The 17,244-nt window shown below is 69.0% G+C and carries 20 protein-coding genes; 11 read left to right on the plus strand and 9 right to left on the minus strand.

What is annotated here, in order from left to right; all coding sequences use genetic code 11:
- Positions 1 to 28 precede the first annotated feature (28 nt).
- The 6 genes from crcB (EXE63_RS05060) to mbtN are packed head-to-tail and all read left to right on the plus strand — an operon-like array spanning position 29 to position 4,936.
- On the plus strand, positions 29 to 424 hold the full coding sequence (gene crcB, locus EXE63_RS05060; RefSeq protein WP_105366065.1) for a fluoride efflux transporter CrcB: 396 nt from the start codon (positions 29 to 31) through the stop codon (positions 422 to 424).
- A 26-nt stretch (positions 425 to 450) separates the two neighbouring features.
- On the plus strand, positions 451 to 795 hold the full coding sequence (crcB, locus tag EXE63_RS05065; protein ID WP_234904693.1) for a fluoride efflux transporter CrcB: 345 nt from the start codon (positions 451 to 453) through the stop codon (positions 793 to 795).
- Positions 792 to 1,841 (plus strand): putative PII-like signaling protein, encoded by a 1,050-nt coding sequence (locus tag EXE63_RS05070; RefSeq protein ID WP_168141071.1) that lies wholly within the window; start codon positions 792 to 794, stop codon positions 1,839 to 1,841. Before crcB (EXE63_RS05065) ends, EXE63_RS05070 begins: the two co-directional genes overlap by 4 nt.
- 55 nt (positions 1,842 to 1,896) lie before the next feature.
- Positions 1,897 to 2,166: an acyl carrier protein gene (locus tag EXE63_RS05075; protein ID WP_105366062.1), complete on the plus strand. Its 270-nt coding sequence runs from the start codon at positions 1,897 to 1,899 to the stop codon at positions 2,164 to 2,166.
- Positions 2,167 to 2,183: 17 nt separating this feature from the next.
- The gene (gene mbtM / locus EXE63_RS05080; protein WP_168145411.1) at positions 2,184 to 3,758 is read left to right on the plus strand and encodes a long-chain-fatty acid--ACP ligase MbtM; all 1,575 of its coding nucleotides are present in this window, start codon (positions 2,184 to 2,186) and stop codon (positions 3,756 to 3,758) included.
- A 26-nt stretch (positions 3,759 to 3,784) separates the two neighbouring features.
- Entirely contained in the window at positions 3,785 to 4,936 is a 1,152-nt protein-coding gene (gene mbtN, locus EXE63_RS05085) for a mycobactin biosynthesis acyl-ACP dehydrogenase MbtN (RefSeq protein WP_168145412.1), read from the plus strand.
- A gap of 74 nt (positions 4,937 to 5,010) precedes the next feature.
- On the opposite strand, the gene EXE63_RS05090 is transcribed toward mbtN, so the two are convergent.
- The gene (locus tag EXE63_RS05090) at positions 5,011 to 5,640 is read right to left on the minus strand and encodes a GNAT family N-acetyltransferase (RefSeq protein ID WP_168141072.1); all 630 of its coding nucleotides are present in this window, start codon (positions 5,638 to 5,640) and stop codon (positions 5,011 to 5,013) included.
- 132 nt (positions 5,641 to 5,772) lie between these two features.
- Between EXE63_RS05090 and EXE63_RS05095 the strand changes: the two genes are divergently transcribed.
- Together EXE63_RS05095 and EXE63_RS05100 are read left to right on the plus strand one after the other, a co-directional pair.
- Complete coding sequence (locus EXE63_RS05095) at positions 5,773 to 5,967, plus strand: hypothetical protein (RefSeq protein ID WP_168141073.1); 195 nt, start codon at positions 5,773 to 5,775, stop codon at positions 5,965 to 5,967.
- Positions 5,968 to 5,992: 25 nt separating this feature from the next.
- Positions 5,993 to 7,636: a patatin-like phospholipase family protein gene (locus EXE63_RS05100; RefSeq protein WP_234904367.1), complete on the plus strand. Its 1,644-nt coding sequence runs from the start codon at positions 5,993 to 5,995 to the stop codon at positions 7,634 to 7,636.
- Here the strand turns inward: EXE63_RS05100 and EXE63_RS05105 are convergent.
- Positions 7,633 to 8,028: a DUF2237 family protein gene (locus EXE63_RS05105; RefSeq protein ID WP_105366058.1), complete on the minus strand. Its 396-nt coding sequence runs from the start codon at positions 8,026 to 8,028 to the stop codon at positions 7,633 to 7,635. The two genes, EXE63_RS05100 and EXE63_RS05105, sit on opposite strands and share 4 nt — an antisense overlap.
- 175 nt (positions 8,029 to 8,203) lie before the next feature.
- On the opposite strand from EXE63_RS05105, the gene EXE63_RS05110 reads away from it, so the two are divergent.
- On the plus strand, positions 8,204 to 8,440 hold the full coding sequence (locus tag EXE63_RS05110; protein ID WP_168141074.1) for a hypothetical protein: 237 nt from the start codon (positions 8,204 to 8,206) through the stop codon (positions 8,438 to 8,440).
- A 7-nt stretch (positions 8,441 to 8,447) separates the two neighbouring features.
- On the opposite strand, the gene nagA is transcribed toward EXE63_RS05110, so the two are convergent.
- The 3 genes from nagA to EXE63_RS05125 are packed head-to-tail and all read right to left on the minus strand — an operon-like array spanning position 8,448 to position 10,819.
- Positions 8,448 to 9,572 (minus strand): N-acetylglucosamine-6-phosphate deacetylase, encoded by a 1,125-nt coding sequence (gene nagA / locus EXE63_RS05115; RefSeq protein WP_168141075.1) that lies wholly within the window; start codon positions 9,570 to 9,572, stop codon positions 8,448 to 8,450.
- Complete coding sequence (gene nagB / locus EXE63_RS05120; protein WP_168141076.1) at positions 9,573 to 10,358, minus strand: glucosamine-6-phosphate deaminase; 786 nt, start codon at positions 10,356 to 10,358, stop codon at positions 9,573 to 9,575.
- On the minus strand, positions 10,358 to 10,819 hold the full coding sequence (locus EXE63_RS05125; RefSeq protein ID WP_168141077.1) for a PTS sugar transporter subunit IIA: 462 nt from the start codon (positions 10,817 to 10,819) through the stop codon (positions 10,358 to 10,360). The genes nagB and EXE63_RS05125 overlap by 1 nt, the downstream gene beginning before the upstream one ends.
- Positions 10,820 to 10,887: 68 nt before the next feature.
- On the opposite strand from EXE63_RS05125, the gene EXE63_RS05130 reads away from it, so the two are divergent.
- Positions 10,888 to 12,426, plus strand: a complete 1,539-nt coding sequence (locus EXE63_RS05130) for a PTS transporter subunit EIIC (RefSeq protein WP_168141078.1) — start codon at positions 10,888 to 10,890, stop codon at positions 12,424 to 12,426.
- 6 nt (positions 12,427 to 12,432) lie between these two features.
- Here EXE63_RS05130 and EXE63_RS05135 read toward each other — a convergent pair whose 3' ends face one another.
- Together EXE63_RS05135 and EXE63_RS05140 are read right to left on the minus strand one after the other, a co-directional pair.
- Positions 12,433 to 12,981, minus strand: coding sequence for a chorismate mutase (locus EXE63_RS05135; RefSeq protein WP_168141079.1), 549 nt, complete (start codon positions 12,979 to 12,981; stop codon positions 12,433 to 12,435).
- Positions 12,981 to 14,741 (minus strand): N-acyl-D-amino-acid deacylase family protein, encoded by a 1,761-nt coding sequence (locus EXE63_RS05140; protein ID WP_168141080.1) that lies wholly within the window; start codon positions 14,739 to 14,741, stop codon positions 12,981 to 12,983. The genes EXE63_RS05135 and EXE63_RS05140 overlap by 1 nt, the downstream gene beginning before the upstream one ends.
- 245 nt (positions 14,742 to 14,986) lie before the next feature.
- On the opposite strand from EXE63_RS05140, the gene EXE63_RS05145 reads away from it, so the two are divergent.
- On the plus strand, positions 14,987 to 15,808 hold the full coding sequence (locus EXE63_RS05145; RefSeq protein ID WP_168141081.1) for a type IV toxin-antitoxin system AbiEi family antitoxin: 822 nt from the start codon (positions 14,987 to 14,989) through the stop codon (positions 15,806 to 15,808).
- Here EXE63_RS05145 and EXE63_RS05150 read toward each other — a convergent pair.
- Together EXE63_RS05150 and EXE63_RS05155 are read right to left on the minus strand one after the other, a co-directional pair.
- Positions 15,805 to 16,791, minus strand: coding sequence for an LmeA family phospholipid-binding protein (locus EXE63_RS05150; protein ID WP_168141082.1), 987 nt, complete (start codon positions 16,789 to 16,791; stop codon positions 15,805 to 15,807). The genes EXE63_RS05145 and EXE63_RS05150 overlap by 4 nt on opposite strands.
- A gap of 67 nt (positions 16,792 to 16,858) precedes the next feature.
- Positions 16,859 to 17,152 (minus strand): hypothetical protein, encoded by a 294-nt coding sequence (locus tag EXE63_RS05155; protein WP_168141083.1) that lies wholly within the window; start codon positions 17,150 to 17,152, stop codon positions 16,859 to 16,861.
- Positions 17,153 to 17,244: the final 92 nt, after the last annotated feature.

Here is a 17,244-nt window from a genome sequence, read left to right on the forward strand (position 1 = left end):
ACGGCCGCCAGGCCACATACTTTGTCGTGTGGCGATCACCGACCGGCGGGAAGTGGCTGCGGTGTTTCTCGGCGGTGCGCTGGGGACGCTGGCGCGCGCCGCGCTCAGCCACGTCCTCGCGGTGCCGCCGGGGCACTGGCCGTGGGCGACGTTCATCGTCAACATCGTCGGGGCCGCGCTGCTGGGGTACTTCACCACCCGGCTGCTGGAACGGCTGCCCGCATCGGGGTACCGCCGTCCGCTGCTGGGCACCGGTTTGTGCGGGGGGCTGACCACGTTCTCGACCATGCAGGTCGAGGTGCTGGTGATGCTGGAGCACGGTCACCACGCGCTGGCTGCCGGCTACACCGTGGTCAGCATCGGACTGGGTCTGCTGGCGGCGCAGGTGATGACCGCGTTGGTCCGACGGGTGCGTGTCCGGTGAGCACGGTCGCGGTGTGGGCCGGCGTGATGCTGCTCGGCGGGCTCGGCGCGGTATGCCGGTTGCTGGTCGACCGGGCGGTGTCGTCCCGGGTCACGGTCGCAAGCGGTTTCCCGGTGGGCACCCTCGCGGTGAATGTCAGCGGCGCGTGGCTGCTGGGTTTTGTCGGCGCGTTGACCATCAGCCCGCACGTGGCACTGCTGGCCGGTACTGCGTTCGTCGGCGCCTATACGACGTTCTCCACCTGGATGCTGGAAACCCAGCGGCTCGGTGAGGAACGGCGGGGACGGCTCGCGGTGGCCAATATCGTGCTCAGCGTCGCGCTGGGACTGGCGGCGGCCTGGCTGGGCCAGCTGATCGGACGGGCACTGTGAGTGCCGAACTGCTGAAGCTGACCGCGTACTTCGGGGAGCGGCTGCGCGGTGATCGCGGGTTCGCCGCCGACGAACTGCTCGATCTGTTCGACACCGAGCAGGTCGCCGACAGCGTGGTGCTGCGCGGTATCGGCGGATTCGGGCCCAGCCATCAGCTGCGCACCGACCGTTCGCTGTCGGCGTCCGAGGATCTGCCGGTGGCGCTGGTCGCGGTGGACACCGCCGATCGCATCGCCGGGCTGGCGCCCACCGTGGTGGCCGGTATCGCGCGCGGCATCGTCACCCTGGAACGGGCCGGGACCGGTGTCGGCGGTTCCGGTGCGGCAAAGCTCACGCTCTACATCGGGCGTCAGACCCGCATCGGCGGCCGGCCGGCGTACCGGGAGATCTGCGCGGTGTTGCACGGGCTCGGATTCGCGGGCGCGGCAGTCTTTCTCGGCGTCGACGGTACCGAGCACGGCGCGCGCCGGCGGGCCCGGTTCTTCAGCGCCAACACCGAGGTGCCGGTGATGATCGTCGCGTCCGGCACCGACGGACAGGTGACGGCGGCGCTGCCGCGCCTGCGTGAACTGCTGCCCGCCGCGGCGATGACGGTGGAGCGACTCCAGATCTGCAAGCGCGACGGACGGCTGCTGGACCGGCCCGCGACCCTGCCCGCCGCCGACGCCGACGGCGTGCCGCTGTGGCAGAAACTCACCATCCACACCTCCGAGGGCACCCGGCACGACGGGGTGCCCATCCACCGCGCGATCGTCGACGTGCTGCGGGCTCGACAGGCCGGCGGCGGCGCCACCGTGCTGCGCGGAATCTGGGGCTTCCACGGCGATCACGCACCGCACGGCGACCGACTGCTGCAGCTCGGACGTGAGGTCCCCGTCACAACCGTGGTCGTGGACACCCCGGCCCGGATTGCGGCGTGTTTCGACCTGATCGACCCGCTGACCGCGGTGCATGGCCTGATCACCAGTGAAGTTGTGCCCGCACTGGTCTCGATTGACGGGGGCGTCACAAAGGGCGACACGAGACTCGCCCGCCCGGCGCCCTGAGGGCACGTTCGGTAAGCCTACCCTGAGTAAATTCTCAGGTGTAGGGTCGCCGAACATGGAAATGTCACAGCCCGAAGCGGTCAATCCGGAGCTCTTGGCCATCCTGCGCGACGATCTCAACATCGACGTCAGCCGGGTATCGCGGGACTCCCGACTCGTCGACGATGTCGGCATGGATTCGGTGGCCTTCGCCGTCGGCATGGTCGCCATCGAGGATCGCCTGGGCGCCGCGCTGTCCGAGGAAGATCTGCTCAGCTGCGAGACCCTCGGCGACCTGGAAAAGGTGGTCCTGGCCAAACTGCCCGCGGATCAGGCGAACTCGTGACGGCCGCGCCATGGGGGCTGGCGCAGGCGCTGACCGATGCGATGACGTCCACGGACCGGGCGCTGGCGGTGCTCGACACCGGCGCCGGCACCTGGACCCGTCACCCGTGGGGTGAGATTCACGCACGCGCCGAGAACGTCGCCGCCCGCATCTGCGATGACGGCGCCGCCACGATCGGCCTCGTCGGCGATCCCACCGCGGAGTTCATCGCCGCCATCCCCGGCGCCTTCCTGGCCGGTGCCGCCGTGTCGATCCTGCCCGGACCGGTGCGCGGCGCCGACCCGAAGCGCTGGGCCCGCGCCACCATGGAACGGTTCGACCGGGTCGGGGTGCGCACCGTGTTCAGCCACGGCGCGCAGCTGCGTGAGCTGACCGGCGTGCAGAGTGCCATCGCGGTGCACGATGTCGGTGCGGTCGCGCACGCGCAGCGCTCCACGACCCACTCCGGCATGGTGACCGGCACCGGGGCGGCCGTGCTGCAGGGCACCGCGGGCTCCACCGGAACCCCACGCACGGCGCAACTCTCACCGGAGGCCGTGCTGGCCAACATCGGCGCGCTCGTGCAGCGCGTCGAGGTCACCGACGCCGACTGCGGCCATTCCTGGTTGCCGCTCTACCACGATATGGGCCTGTCCTTCGTGCTCACCATGGCGCTGGCCGGCGCTGAGCTGTGGCAGGCGCCGACATCGGCGTTCTCCGCATCACCGTTCGGCTGGATCAAGTGGCTCACCGAGAGCCGGGCCTCGCTGACCGCGGCGCCGAACATGGCCTACAACATCGTCGGCAAGTACGCCGGTCTGATCGGCGAGGCCGACTTCTCGAACCTGCGCTTCGCACTCAACGGCGGCGAGCCCGTCGACTGCGACGGCAGCCGGCGCTTCGCCGCCGAGATGGCCAAGTTCGGACTCGATCCCGGCGCGCTGGCCCCGTCCTACGGCCTGGCCGAATCCAATTGTGCGGTGGCGGTTCCGGTACCCGGACACGGTCTGCGGGTCGACGAGATCCACATCGTCACCGATGACGGTGGCTACGTCCGCAAGCACGCGGTGCTGGGTGAGGCCATTCCCGGTATGCAGATCCGCATCGCACCCAACGAACGGTTTTCCGGCGATGTCGCCGACCGCGAGGTCGGCGAGGTGGAGATCCGCGGCACCTCGATGATGAGCGGTTACCTGGGCGAGGACACCGTCGATGGCGAAAACTGGTTCCCCACCGGGGATATCGGCTACTTCCTGGACGGCAGCCTGGTCATCTGCGGGCGCGCCAAGGAGATCATCACCGTGGCCGGGCGCAACATCTTCCCCACCGAGATCGAGACCGTGGCCGCCCAGGTCGACGGTGTCCGGGCGGGCGCCGTCGTCGCCGTCGGCACCGACGGACCGGCCACCCGTCCCGGTCTGGTGATCGCCGCGGAGTTCAAGGGCGCAGACGAACCGGCCGCCCGCACCGCGCTGGTCGAGCTGGTCGCCTCCGAATGTGGCGTCGTACCGGCCGAAGTCGTCTTCATGCGACCCGGATCGCTGCCCAGGACCTCCTCGGGCAAGCTGCGCCGGCTCGAAGTCAAACGCAACCTGGAGGGCGCCGGACAGTGACCGCCACCATCGACACCGCCGAACCGATGGCGCTGGCAGAGTTCCAGGAACTGCTGAACCGGGTCTTCGACGACCGGGTCCGGGCCTGGACCGCCGACGCCGAGCGCACCGGAAAGTTCCCCCGGGAGCTCATCGAATATCTGGGTGCCGAAGGGGTTTTCGCCGCCAAGTGGGGCGATTCGCAGCAGCCCGACGTGGCCAAGGTGATCGCGCTAGCGCTGGCCCTGGGCAGGCTGGGATCGGCCGGTATCGCCGTCGGGGTCAGCCTGCACGACTCGGCCATCGCGCTGCTGCGCCGGTTCGGGCGTTCCGAACATCTGCGCGACATCACCGAGAAGGCCATCCGCGGCGAGGTCGTGTTGTGTGTCGGGGCCTCGGAGGAGTCCGGCGGATCGGACCTACAGATCGTCGAGACCAAGGTGCGTTCGGTGCGCGACGGGTTCGAGGTCAAGGGCGTCAAGAAGTTCGTCTCGCTCTCCCCCATCGCCGATTACGTGATGGCGGTGGCCCGCAATGTCGACAACAACCCGGACAGCAGGCACGGCAACGTCGTCGTCATCGCCATCCCGCTCCATGATGCGGGCGTGCGGGTGCAGCAGCCCTACAACAAGGTCGGCGCCGGACCGCTGGACACGGCCGCGGTGCACATCGATACCTGGGTGCCCGCCGATGCGCTGGTGGCCAGGGCGGGTATCGGCCTGGCCGCCATCTCCTGGGGTCTGGCCCACGAACGGATGTCGGTCGCCGGCCAGATCGCCGGCAGCTGCCAGCGGGTGCTGGGAATCACATTGGCCCGCATGATGACCCGCAGCCAGTTCGGGCACACGCTGTACGAGCATCAAGCGCTGCGGATGCGGATGGCCGACCTGCAGGCACGGGTGGACATGCTGCGCCACGCGCTCACCGGGATCGCCGCCGGCGGGAAACTCGACCTGCGCACCGCGGCCGCCATGAAGGTGTGCGCGGCCCGACTGGGTGAGGAAGTGGTCTCCGAATGCATGCACATCTTCGGCGGCACAGGCTATCTGGTCGATGAGACACCGCTGGGCCAGTGGTGGCGCGATATGAAGCTGGCGCGCGTCGGCGGCGGCACCGATGAGGTGCTGTGGGAGCTGGTCGCGGCCGCGATGAAGCCGGATCACGACGGCTACGAAGCGATGATGGGCTCCGCTCCCTAGCGCGAGCAGTCGCAAATGGCCCCTATTTCGCGGTGAAATGGGGCCATTTGTGTCTGCTCGCGGGAAGAAAGGAGCTATTTGTGCGCGGGGATGTCCTCGGGCGTGCGCGGAAAGACGTAGAGCGCCATCGTGCGATTGGCCATCTGGTGCTCGCCGAGGAAGGTGGCGCCCACGTACTCGACGAGCCGGCGCGCACCGGTGTTGCGGTGGTCGGGATCGAACATGATGCGCCGGCACTCGGGTTCCAGGGCGAACATGTCCTTCATCAGCCGCGGCAGCATCAGCGGCGCGATCCCCCGGTTCACCAGTTTGGTATCCGCGATCGCGGCGTGCATCCCGAGATCGTGCGGGTCGGCGTCATAGCGGGTGGCGATGGAATCCTTTGCCGCGCGGTACAGCTCGACGTAGCCGATGTCCTCGCCCTTGCGACTGGTGAGGAACGGCCGGGAGAACGACCCGGCCAGCTGGGCCTTGAGGTAGAGCCGCCAGCGCTCCGGCGGCCAGGCGTACTCCCAGGCCTCCGCGAGATGCGGAAGGTTCATCCACTCCGAGATCAGCTCGGCATCGGTGTCCGGGTCGACCGGCCGCGCAGCGTACGGCGCGGCGATATCGGGTATCTGCGGCGGGCCGACCCGCCGCACCGCGTCCGGGATGTCGGTGAGCTCGCGCGGAAGAATCGGCAGTGCCTCGTCAATGTCGATCATTTGATATTCGACCCTACCTAACCGCCCGAAGTTGGAGTGCCCTACGCCAGCTGGGCACACCGCACCCTGAGATGGCTCTCAGGTGTACCCCACCGCGGAGGTTTCCAATCTCCGCGGGAGCATCATAGGTACATGACGCGCGACCCGGTCGAAGAACTCCGCCGCTGGGAAGACTCCGGCGCGCACTGGCAGGTGGTGTCCCGGACAACAGATCGGGTCACCATCGCGCTGCTGCGGTGCGACGGCGGGGAGGAAGTCGAGCGGCTCGTCTCCGGTGACCCGGCGCTGCTGGCCTTCATCGGTGGTCGGGATCGCTCCGAGGACTGAGCTTCGACACTTAAAGTGTCTGACTGTGCAGACCCCGTTCGCCGACGCCGAGCCGGCCGACTCCGCCGAAGAGCGGGAGAACGCCGAGGCACTCGGGGCGGACCTGCCCTCCGGTGAACCGGCGCTGGCGCTGCAGAAGATGGAGAACCGGCTGGTCCGGCTGCAGCTGGCCCACCCGGACGTGCTGAACGCCGGCCAGGTCCGCAGGCTGCGCTATCTGCTGAACTTCGCCAAGCTGGCCGACTTCGAACCGGGTGCGGCCGGCCCCGGCGGGACGCGCGGGCGCGGCGACGTGTCGGTCGGTGCGGAGCTGAGGGGCTGGCAGTCCCGGGTGGTCGACGCCCTGCACGGACCGTTGCGCGAGCAGAAGCACGGGGTGAGCGCGCTGACCGCAGCGCGCGAGGTGCTGGCCGCACTCGCCGCGGACCAGGACACGCAGCGTCGTTCGCTGGCCGACCGCCACGGCAGCGACTTCTCGATGGCCGAGCTGGACGCGGAGGTCGGCAACAAGAAGTTGGTGACCGTGCTCGGCGGCGGCGGTGGCGCGGGCTTCGTCTACATCGGCGGGATGCAGCGGCTGCTGGAGGCCGGGCAGGTGCCCGATTACATGATCGGCTCGTCCATCGGGTCGGTGATCGGTTCGGTGATGGCGCGGTCGTTGCCGGTGCCGATCGAGGAGTATGTGGCGTGGGCCAAGACGGTGTCCTACCGGTCGATTCTGGGACCCGAACAGCTGCGCCGCAGGCATGGGCTGACCGGGGTGTTCTCCCTGCGCTTCGACCAGTTCGCGCACGCGCTGTTCACCCGCCCAGACGGTGAGCAGCTGCGGATGTCGGATCTGGGCATCCCGTTCGACGCGGTGATCGCCGGGGTGCGCAGGCAATCGTTCGCCGCGCTGCCCGCCAAGTTCCGCCATCAGGAACTCGCCGTGCTCAAGCTGCGCACCTTGCCCTTCCTGCCCATCGGTATGGGGCCCGAGGTGGCGGCTCGGCTCTGGCAGGCCGCGGCCTTCATCGATTCGCGGGTGGTCAAGGCGATCGTCGTCGGTGGTGACGATCTGACCCGCGACGTCAATGTCGTTGACGCCTCGTCGTTCTCGTCGGCGATTCCCGGCGTGCTGCACCATGAGACCCGGGATCCGCGGATGGTCCCGATCCTGGACGCGGTGCTGGCGGCCCACGATGTCGCGGCGATCGTCGACGGCGGCACGGCCAGCAATGTGCCGGTGGAGCTGGCGTGGAAGCGGATCCGCGATGGCCGCCTGGGCACCCGCAACGCCTGCTATCTGGCCTTCGACTGCTTTCACCCGCAGTGGGATCCACGGCATCTGTGGCTGGCGCCGATCGCGCAGGCCATCCAGCTGCAGATGGTGCGCAACCTGCCCTACTCCGACCACATCGTCCGGTTCTCACCCACCCTGTCGCCGGTGAACCTGGCGCCGTCGCGGGGTTCGATCGACCGGGCCTGCGCCTGGGGGCACAAACGCGTCGAGCGGGCCATTCCGATCACCTCGGCTCTGCTGCAACCGATCTGGTGGGAGGAGGCCACCCCGGTCGGCCCACCCAGACGTGTCAAGGCGTCGGTGGCGGCACCGATGAGCGAGGTGCTCTCCGGGGTCGGGCGGCCGCGCAACCGATTCGAGCGCTGGCGCAACCGCTACATCACCTAGAGGTCGCTGGCATCGTCGGGAACGTCGACGGCGTGCTCGGCAAGCGCCTCCAGTGGGACGACCTGCAGGGTGTTCTCGTGGGTGGACGCCATCACCACCGGGGCGGCGCAGCCGTCCTGATAGGCGCGCAGCCAATTCACCGCGGTGACACACCAGCGGTCCCCCGGTGTCAGTCCGGGAAACCGGTACTGTGGCATCGGCGTGCTCAGGTCGTTGCCGATGGAGCGCTGATGCTCCAGGAATTCGGCCGTCACGACCGCGCAGATGGTGTGCAGGCCCGCGTCTTCGGGCCCCGTCGAGCAGCAGCCGTCGCGATAGAAGCCGGTCACCGGGTCGGTGCCGCACGGCTCCAGCGGTCCGCCCAGCACATTGAGTTCGGGTTCGTCGGGCATGTGCCCATCATGCTCCAAGCGGTCACAGACCGTTGACCGGCGCACCGTTCGCCCGGCATCGAGAGCAACCGGTGCCGCGACGCCGGGCGCGTTCGAATACCACCAGAGTTGCCGATGAACGTGCCATTGCTCAGTGGCATCTTGATTTCACGGCGCCCGGGAATACAGTGACCCCATGGTGCTGATGTTCATGGTGCGGATCATCGACGTGGTGGTGCGCGCCGTGCGGCTGATGGCGAGCGGCTCGGCGGCCGGTATCGCGCTGCTGGTGTTGGTGGTCTTGCTGTTCGCCGCGGGCGCGTTCTCGGCCGTCTCGCTCGGGGCGTGGCTGCTGGCCACGATGCAGAACGACCACGGCTGGATGGATGCCGTGTTGCCCTGCGCACTGGGCGGTACCTGCCCCGCGCTGTGAGTCCGCGCTACACCCACGACCCGCGGTGCAGCACACCGGTGACGGCGAGATCCTGGTCCAGCGCCACCAGATCGGCGACGGCGCCGGGCTTCAGCGCGTTCGCCGGGAGCCCGAGGGCGCGGGCCGGGTTGATCGACGATTGCGCGACCGCCTGCAGCAGTGCCTCATCGCGCGCCAACCCGCTGTGCGCCACGGCGAACCGGAACACCCGGTCCATGGTGGCGGTGCTGCCGGCGATGGTATCGGTACCGGCAACCCGCGCCACCCCGTCGACCACATCCACCCCGAGCGGGCCCAGTTCGTAGCGCCCGTCGGACATCCCGGTGGCCGCCATGGCGTCGGTGATCAGCGAGACCCGCTGGGCGCCAACGCTTTGGGTGACGAACCGGTAGATGGCCGGGTTGATGTGCACACCGTCGGTGATCAACTCGACGGTCACCCGGGCATCCTCCATCAGCGCGACGACCGGCCCGGGTTCCCGCCGGTCGATCGGGCGCATCGCGTTGAACAGGTGGGTGCCGACGGTGGCGCCCGCGTCGATGGCCGAGCGGGCCTGCGCGTAGCTGGCCTCGGTGTGACCGACCGCGGTCACCACCCCGGCCGCGGTGAGTTGTGCGATGGCCGCCGGTGCACCGTCGCGTTCGGGGGCCAGCGTCACCATCGCGATGGCGCCGTCGGCGGCGGCCAGCACCCGGTCGATCTCGGCGGGATCGGGGTCGCGCATGAGCGCGGGCTGGTGCGCCCCGCAGCGGTGCACCGAGAGCCACGGGCCTTCCAGATGGATGCCGGCCAGCACACCGGCCCGGACATCGGCGGCCAAACTGCGCACCTGCCGCAGCAATTCGTCGGGCGCGGCGGTCACCAGCGAAGCGATCAGCGTGGTGGTGCCGTGCCTGCGGTGCAGCGCGGCCGCGGTGGCGGTCTCCTGCGCCGAGGCGGCGGAGAAGTTCGCGCCGCCGCCGCCGTGCAGGTGGGTGTCGACGAACCCGGGCACCACGACGGCGAGCTGGTGGTCTGCGGCGCCCGGTGGCGCCCCGGCACCGACGGCGCGGACCGCGCCCTCGGCCACGTCAATCCAGCCGGGCCGCAACAGGTCCGCGCCTGTCAGCAGGGTGTCAGCGGCCAGCAGCACTCAGATGCCCTGCCAGTCGGGTTTGGAGCGGTGCGTCTCGCGGTAGTAGTCGGCCAGCTGCAGCCGGCGCGCGGCGGCATCGTCGAGCAGCACCGTCACGTGCGGATGATGCTGCAGCACCGATGCCGGCCACATCGCGCTCACCGCGCCCTCGACGAGGTGGTGCACGGCCTCGGCCTTCTGCCGGCCGGTGGCCACCAGCACGACGTGGCGGGCATCGAGGATGGTGGCCAGCCCCTGGGTGAGGCAGTGGGTGGGCACCGCGTCGATATCGTCGTCGAAGAATCGGGCGTTGTCCGAACGGGTCTGTGCGGTCAGGGTTTTGATGCGGGTGCGCGAGGCCAGCGACGAGCCGGGTTCGTTGAAGCCGATGTGACCGTCGGTGCCGATACCGAGGATCTGCAGGTCGATGCCGCCGGCCGCACGGATGGCCTCCTCGTAGGCGGTGCAGGCGGCCGGGATGTCGGCGGCCAGGCCGTCGGGACCCTGCACCGCGCCGGGCGCGAAATCCACCCTGGACACGAACACGTTGTCGATGACGTTGCGGTAGCGCTCGGGGTGTTCGGCGGGCAGGCCGACGTACTCGTCGAGGGTGAAGCCGCGGACCTGACTGAAGGAGATCTGCCCTGCCGCACAACGGGTCACGAGTTCGTCGTAGATCGCCAGAGGGGAGGATCCGGTGGCCAGCCCGAGGACGGCGTCGGGCTTGCGGTGCAGCAGCGCGCTGATCGCGTCGGCGGCCAGGGTGCCGATCTCGGCCGGGCCGCCGGCGATGATGACCTCCATCAGCGGTGCGCCACGAACAGCTCGTCGCCGGACGCGATGGCGGCATCCAGCGCGGCGGTCACCGAGATGTTGGCGGCTTCGCGTTCGTCCATCACCACGACGGGCACGATCGGGTCGAGTCCCTTGGCGACGATCGCCGGGACGTCGAAGGTGATCACCGGCTGCCCGGCGCGGACCTGCTCACCCTGCTGCAGGTGGGTGGTGAAACCCTCCCCGTCGAGTGCGACGGTGTCCAGACCCAGATGCACCAGCACGCCCACGTTGTCGGCGGTCAGCACGACAAAGGCATGCGGCATCAGCTTGAGCAGCCGGCCGCCGACCGGCGCGACCGCGGTGATGACCTCGCGCGGCGGGTCGATTGCGGCGCCGTAACCCACCATGCCCTGGGCGAACACCGGGTCGGGTACATCGCCGAGGGCCACCGTGCGCCCGGCCACCGGGGCGATCACTGTCGTCGTCATGGTCCCAACACTACGAGCGTCGCCGAACATGGTCTTGGGTTCGCCGCTTCTCGTTTAAGCTCCCCGGCATGGGTGGGTCGACGAAACGTCAAAGCAGTCGCAGTATTCCGGGATTCGCGCAGTTGCAGCGGCTCGGCAAGAGCCTCATGCTGCCGATCGCGGTGCTACCTGCGGCGGGCATCCTGCTGCGACTGGGCCAGCCCGACCTGCTGGGCCGGATCGAGGCACCCGTCATCGGGCCGTTCTTCCAGGCCATGAGCGCCGCCGGCGGCGCGCTGTTCGACAACCTCGCCCTGCTGTTCGCCGTGGGTGTGGCGATCGGGTTCGCGAAGAAGGCCGACGGCTCCACGGCGCTGGCCGCCGTCGTCGGTTACCTGGTGATGGACAAGGTCTTCGAGACCATGTCGCCGTTCGTGCTCGACGGGGTGCTCGACAAGGCCGGCGAACAGGCGCAGATCAACTACAGCGTGTTCGGTGGCATCGTGATCGGACTGCTGACCGCGTGGCTGTTCGACAAGTACCACACCATCGAACTGCCGTCCTATCTCGGCTTTTTCGGCGGCCGCCGGTTCGTCCCGATCGTCGTCTCGCTGACCAGCCTGTTCGTCTCGTTCGCGATGAGCTACTTCTACCCGATCTTCGACGCCGGGCTGACCGGGCTGGGCCAGTTCATCGGCGGCGCCGGTGCGCTGGGTGCGTTCGTCTACGGGTTCGCCAACCGCATGCTCATACCGGTGGGTCTGCACCACATCCCGAACTCCTACATCTGGTTCCTCTACGGCGACTACGACACCCCCGAGGGTGTGGTCACCGGTGAGCTGACCCGGTTCGCCGCGGGCGACCCCACCGGCGGGCACCTGACCGCCGGGTTCTATCCGATCCTGATGTTCGGTCTGCCCGCCGCGGCGCTGGCGATGATCCACGTGGCCAACAAGAAGCAGCGCAAGGTCGCGGTCGGCATCCTGTCCGCGGCGGGGTTGACGGCGTTCCTGACCGGCGTGACCGAGCCGCTGGAGTTCGCGTTCATGTTCGTGGCGTTCCCGCTGTACGTCATCCACGCGGTGCTGACCGGCCTGTCGCTGGCGATCGCCTACATGCTCGACATCCATCTGGGCTTCTCGTTCTCCGCGGGCCTGATCGATCTGCTGCTGTACGGCACCGCACCGGCGGCCAAGAACATCCCGCTGCTGATCGGGATGGGTGTGGTGTTCTTCGTCATCTACTACCTGCTGTTCCGGTTCGCGATCACCCGGTGGAACATGCGCACCCCGGGCCGCGAACCCGAGGCGGAGTTCGAGGCCGAGCAGGCCGCCAACCTCGGCGACGCCGGCGAGTCCACCACCACGGTCGCCACCGTCGCGGCGCCGGCGCGGGCCGACACCAAGGCCGAACAGGTCATCGCGGCGTTCGGCGGCCGGGAGAACCTGGTCAATGTGGACGCCTGCATCACCCGGCTGCGGATGGAGGTCGCCGATCCTGCCAAGGTCGATCAGGCCCGGCTGAAGAGTCTGGGTGCGGCCGGGGTGATCGAGGTCGGCAGCAACGTGCAGGCGGTGTTCGGCACGGAGGCGGAGGCGCTCAAGAACGCCATCAAGGATGTGCTGTAGCTCGGCTCAGCGGCAGTAGTCGTGGGTGGCGTACTCGAGTGCGCGCCGATACAGCGGGTCCAACCCCCGGTTCACGGCCACCTCGTCGATGGTGGCGCCCAGCTCGGCGCGGCAGGTCGGGGCCTGAAGGTCCGGCCACCGCTGGGCGATCTCACTGACCATGGTCTGGTTGAGGCCGTCGATGGTGGCCCGCGTCGACGCCAGGTCCGGGGCGCTTGCCGGCGCGGCGGCCGGGTCGACCTTCCAATCGCCGAACAGGCTGTACTGCAACGACACCGTCGCGTCGATCTGGTCGCGGAACACGTCGCGGACATAGGCCGGATCGGCGCCCTGGGCCTGGGCCGCGGTGGCCACGGTGTCGAGGACCTGCGCTTCGCGCTGCGGATCCTCGATCGGGCCGCCCGTCAGATACTTGCTGGCCGCCACCGGTTCGGCGGTCAGCAGCCGCTGCGCGGCGGCGTCGACCAGCGGGTGCAGCGGGCTGAGCACATCAGCGCCCGCCACCGGCGCGGCGGCGACGGCCACGACCGCCAATGCGACCGCAAGTCCGCGCATCAGCGGCTCCCGCGGACCAACCGGCCCGGACGTGCCCCGGTGTCGACCCCGTCGCGGCGGGTGATGACACCGTTGACGACGGTGGCGGTGTAGCCGGAGGCGCCCTGGACCAGGCGGTGCCCGCCGGCGGGCAGGTCATAGGCCATCCGCGGGGCGTGCAGCGTCAGCGCGTCGAGGTCGATCACGTTGATATCGGCCTTCTTTCCGATCTCGATCACGCCGCGGTCGGTCAGCCCGAACAGTTGCGCGGTGTCGCGGGACTGTTTGCGAATCACGTACTCCAGCGGCAGCTTATCGCCGCGGTGCCGGTCGCGCGCCCAATGGGTGAGCAGGAACGTCGGGTAGGAGGCGTCGCAGATCATGCTGCAGTGCGCGCCGCCGTCGGACAGGCCGAGCACACCGGCGGGGTGGGTCAGCATCTCGCGGATCGCGTCGTGATTGCCCTCGGCGTAGTTGAACATCGGCAGCATCAGCATGGTGGCGGCGTCGGCCTCCAGCATGAGGTCGTACATGGTCGTCAGCACATCCTCGCCGCGCGCCTTGGCGATCGCGGACACCGTGCGCTCGGCGGTGGGCTCGTAGTCCGGCGGGTTGCCCAGCGAGTAGAGCCGGTCGCCCGAGTACTGCGCCAGCGCGAACATGCCGTCGAAGAGCACATTGGGGTCGACGGGCAGGTCCTCTTCGGACAGGATCGCCGCGCGCACAGCGGGTTCGGCGAGCTTCGCCGCCAGCTCCTCGCGGCTGAGTGCGGCCTTGAGCTTGCGGTAGGTGGGCCGGTGGGTGAAGGCGTGGTGGCCCGGGAAGCCGAGCAGCATGCCGAACGGGCGTGCCGCCACCTGCGGGTAGAGCCGGCTACCGGCCTGGTGCGCGGCCGCCGACAGGTCGAGCTGTTCGCGCCACAGGTTGGGGTCGGCGTCGACCTGGATGAGGGCGAAACTCAGCGCGCAGTCGATCTCCTCGCCGAGCCGGCGCATCCACTCCAATTCCTTTCGGGGCGCGACGATGTCCTCGCCGGCGGCACCTTGGGGGGCGAGTTCGAACACCGCACCACCCCCGGCCGCGGTGGCCCGGCCGAGCGCGAACAGTTCATCCTCGGCGGCGAACGTGCCGGGGACGGGTTCGCCGTCCATGGCGCGGTGGGCCAGGGTGCGTGATGACGAGAAGCCCAGTGCGCCGGCCTCGATGGCCTCCTGAACGATCCGGCTCATCGCAGCGATGTCATCTCCGGTGGCCGGTTCGTTGCGGGCGCCGCGCTCCCCCATGGCGTAGGCGCGCACGGTGCCGTGCGCGATCTGGCTGCCCATGTCGACCGCGAGTTCGCGGCGGCCGATGACATCGAGGTATTCGGCGTAGGTCTCCCAGCCCCAGGTGATGCCCTCGGTGAGCGCGGTACCCGGGATGTCCTCGACGCCCTCCATCAGTTCGATGAGCCACTGTTCCTGGCCGGGGCGCACCGGTGCGAAGCCGACTCCGCAGTTGCCGGCGACGATGGTGGTGACGCCGTGGTTGCTCGACGGTTCCAGCAGGTCGTCCCAGCTGACCTGGCCGTCGTAATGGGTGTGGATGTCCACGAAACCCGGCGCGACGATCTTGCCGGTGGCATCGATGGTCTCGGCGGCGTCGGCCTGCAGGACGGGGTCGCTCGGCCCACGCCGGCGGACCTCGACGATCTTGCCGTCCTTGATGGCGACGTCGGCGGTGAACCGGTCGGCACCGGTGCCGTCGACGACGGTGCCGCCGGTGATCAGTAGATCGAACACGATGCACTCCCTTTGGCCGGCGTCGCTTTCATCGTGTGTAACACGACGGTGCCGCCCGACTAGGCAGATTCGGAAAAGTGTTCACTGCTGCGGCGCCGGTCTCCTCCCATACTGCGGTCAACACCCTCGGACCCAAATCGAGCCCACGGTCGTAAATCACCCAGGCACCCCGTTATCCACAACCCTCACCTCGATCTGGGACAGAGGGACCGACACGTGTCGGTACCGCTGGCCAGCATGTCGCCATGTACGCATTTCTGGGCAATGAAGCCATCGCGAGCAGAGCCGTGTCCCGCGGCGAGCTCCGATCTCGCTACACCCGAGTCCTGCCGAACGTGTACGTCCACAAAGGTCTCGAACTCACCCTGGAAGACCGGGCACACGCGGCCTGGGTGTGGTGCGGGCAATCCGGTGTCATTGCAGGACGCACCGCCGCCGGCCTGTATCTGGACCCGTGGGCCGTCACCGCGGAGCCCGTCGAACTGATCGCGCTCAAGAGCAGGCATCCGCCGGGCCTGATCGTCCGCAATGAGCGGATCGCGGTCGATGAGATCACCGTCGTGGGACCTCTTGCGGTCACCAGTCCGGCTCGCACCGCGCTGGACCTGGCGCGCCACCATGACCGCGACATCGCCGTCGCACTCATGGACCAAATCGCCCGGCAAGCCCGCATCTCGAAGGACGACATCCTGCGATTGGCCGAACGCTACCCGCGCTCACGGGGAATCAACGCGGCGAAGGCGGCCATCGCCGACATCGAGCCCGGTGCCCGGACACCCGAAGAGACCAGGGTTCGCCTCATTCTCTCCGACGGTGGGCTGCGTCCGACCCATACCCAGATTCGCGTCACCGACGGGTTCCGGGAAGCCGTGATCGCCATGGGATGGCCGACCCAGAAGGTGGGAGTGAACTGCGATTATCTTGCTGCGCAACGCTTTCCATACCTGGCGGTGGACACCGCTGATCTGCTGCGGAATCTGGGCTGGCTGGTGATCGACGCTCTGCCCGACCACACCGAGCGCTACATCTACCTGCGCACACGCGATGCGCTGCGGTCGCGGGCTTAGAGCGCCTCGAAGCAGGAGTCGCTCTCCCCGGTCGGGATCGCCGCGTCGGTGGACGAGAACTTCCCGGTCACACCGGTGCTCGTCACGGCGACGCTGTCGGCCTTGATCCCCAACGGATAGTTGTCATTCAGCGTGGTGGTCAGCTCGCCGAGCGCGGTCTGCACGGCGTCCCTGCCGAACGGCCCGGTGACGTCGACGACGTTCAGCTCCAGATTGCCGGCGTTGACCTCCGGTCGCGCGGTGATGGTGGTGCCGCCGGTGGCGTCCATGATCAAGGTTCCCGCGGCCGCGTCGGTGCGTACATCGGTGACGAGGTCGCCGACGACCGGCAGATTCTCGGCGACGGTCTGCTTGATCCCGTCCGCGGTCCAGTCCAGGGTGGCCGTCACCGACCCGATGGTGCCCTTCGCGTCGGCGGTGGGTTGCAGGTCGATATCGCTGAGCGTGACATCGGCGGTCATGCCCTTGGCTTCCTGCACCCGGTCCCCGGTGGTGATCACCGAGATGTCGGAGTAGTGGTCGGTGAGGTACTGCCACAGGAACGGCGGCGTCACCGAGTACGAGACATCGGCGGTGTCCTCGACCAGGCAGTCGGTGATACCGGAGAGCACCGTGCCGGCCCGGTGCCGGGCGTAGAGCTCTGCGGCGGCGAGCCCGCCGACCAGCACCGCCACCACGATGACGGCGATCAGCACGATGCTCTGCTTGTTGCGTGCGGCCGGGGGCGGCGGGGGCTGCATGCCGGGCGGTCGCACCGGCGGGGCCGGTGGCGGCTGGGCTGGCGGCGGCGGTCTGCCGATCTGCTGGGTCACCGGGTCCGGGACCCGGATCTTCTGGGTGGGCGGCTCGGGACGCGGGAGGCGTTGGGTCGGACTGAACGGATCGCCCGGTCGCGGCGCTCCTGCCCGCCGGTCCGGCCCGGGTGGTCGCGGTATCCGCCGGGTCGCCGGGTCACGCGGCGGTTCGGGCGGCTGCGTCGGCATATGCCCAGTCTGCCAAACGACCGGCGGCGGGAAACCGAAGTTCCCCGCCGCCGGTGCTGACGTGCGCTTACTGCTCGGGCTGCTCGGTCCCTGCGTGTCCCTCGACGGCGCTGTAGCGGCTCCAGAACGCGTACGCGGCCAGGCCGGCGGCCACCGCGACCACGGTCCACACCACGAACGAGATGATCAGCGAGATCGGGGACAACCCGAAGGTGGACAGCGCGAAGCCCGCGTAGACCAGCCACAGCAGCCGGTACACCGACCACAGCGCGGTCAGGCCGCTGAAGAGGGCGATGATCAGGGCCGGGGTCTTCTCGACACGCTTGGTCAGGTCCTGCAGCTGGGCGGGGATCACGTTCATCGGTTGTCCTTTCGGGGTGCGCCGCCGCTCTGGCGTCGTCATGGCGCAAGTACAGCCGGGCGCATTCGCTACCGATCCCAACAATCTGGTGT

Origin of the sequence: Mycolicibacterium frederiksbergense (assembly GCF_012223425.1) — a bacterium.
In the GTDB taxonomy this organism is placed as follows: Bacteria; Actinomycetota; Actinomycetes; order Mycobacteriales; family Mycobacteriaceae; genus Mycobacterium; species Mycobacterium frederiksbergense.

What these genes read in the sequence shown, in the direction of transcription:
- crcB (WP_234904693.1), top strand. Translation starts at nt 451, where the DNA reads ATGCTGCTCGGCGGGCTCGGCGCGGTATGCCGGTTGCTGGTCGACCGG.
- EXE63_RS05075 (WP_105366062.1), top strand. Translation starts at nt 1,897, where the DNA reads ATGGAAATGTCACAGCCCGAAGCGGTCAATCCGGAGCTCTTGGCCATC.
- mbtN (WP_168145412.1), top strand. Translation starts at nt 3,785, where the DNA reads ATGGCGCTGGCAGAGTTCCAGGAACTGCTGAACCGGGTCTTCGACGAC.
- EXE63_RS05090 (WP_168141072.1), bottom strand. Translation starts at nt 5,640, where the DNA reads ATGATCGACATTGACGAGGCACTGCCGATTCTTCCGCGCGAGCTCACC.
- EXE63_RS05095 (WP_168141073.1), top strand. Translation starts at nt 5,773, where the DNA reads ATGACGCGCGACCCGGTCGAAGAACTCCGCCGCTGGGAAGACTCCGGC.
- EXE63_RS05105 (WP_105366058.1), bottom strand. Translation starts at nt 8,028, where the DNA reads ATGCCCGACGAACCCGAACTCAATGTGCTGGGCGGACCGCTGGAGCCG.
- EXE63_RS05110 (WP_168141074.1), top strand. Translation starts at nt 8,204, where the DNA reads ATGGTGCTGATGTTCATGGTGCGGATCATCGACGTGGTGGTGCGCGCC.
- nagB (WP_168141076.1), bottom strand. Translation starts at nt 10,358, where the DNA reads ATGGAGGTCATCATCGCCGGCGGCCCGGCCGAGATCGGCACCCTGGCC.
- EXE63_RS05125 (WP_168141077.1), bottom strand. Translation starts at nt 10,819, where the DNA reads ATGACGACGACAGTGATCGCCCCGGTGGCCGGGCGCACGGTGGCCCTC.
- EXE63_RS05130 (WP_168141078.1), top strand. Translation starts at nt 10,888, where the DNA reads ATGGGTGGGTCGACGAAACGTCAAAGCAGTCGCAGTATTCCGGGATTC.
- EXE63_RS05135 (WP_168141079.1), bottom strand. Translation starts at nt 12,981, where the DNA reads ATGCGCGGACTTGCGGTCGCATTGGCGGTCGTGGCCGTCGCCGCCGCG.
- EXE63_RS05145 (WP_168141081.1), top strand. Translation starts at nt 14,987, where the DNA reads ATGTACGCATTTCTGGGCAATGAAGCCATCGCGAGCAGAGCCGTGTCC.
- EXE63_RS05150 (WP_168141082.1), bottom strand. Translation starts at nt 16,791, where the DNA reads ATGCCGACGCAGCCGCCCGAACCGCCGCGTGACCCGGCGACCCGGCGG.
- EXE63_RS05155 (WP_168141083.1), bottom strand. Translation starts at nt 17,152, where the DNA reads ATGAACGTGATCCCCGCCCAGCTGCAGGACCTGACCAAGCGTGTCGAG.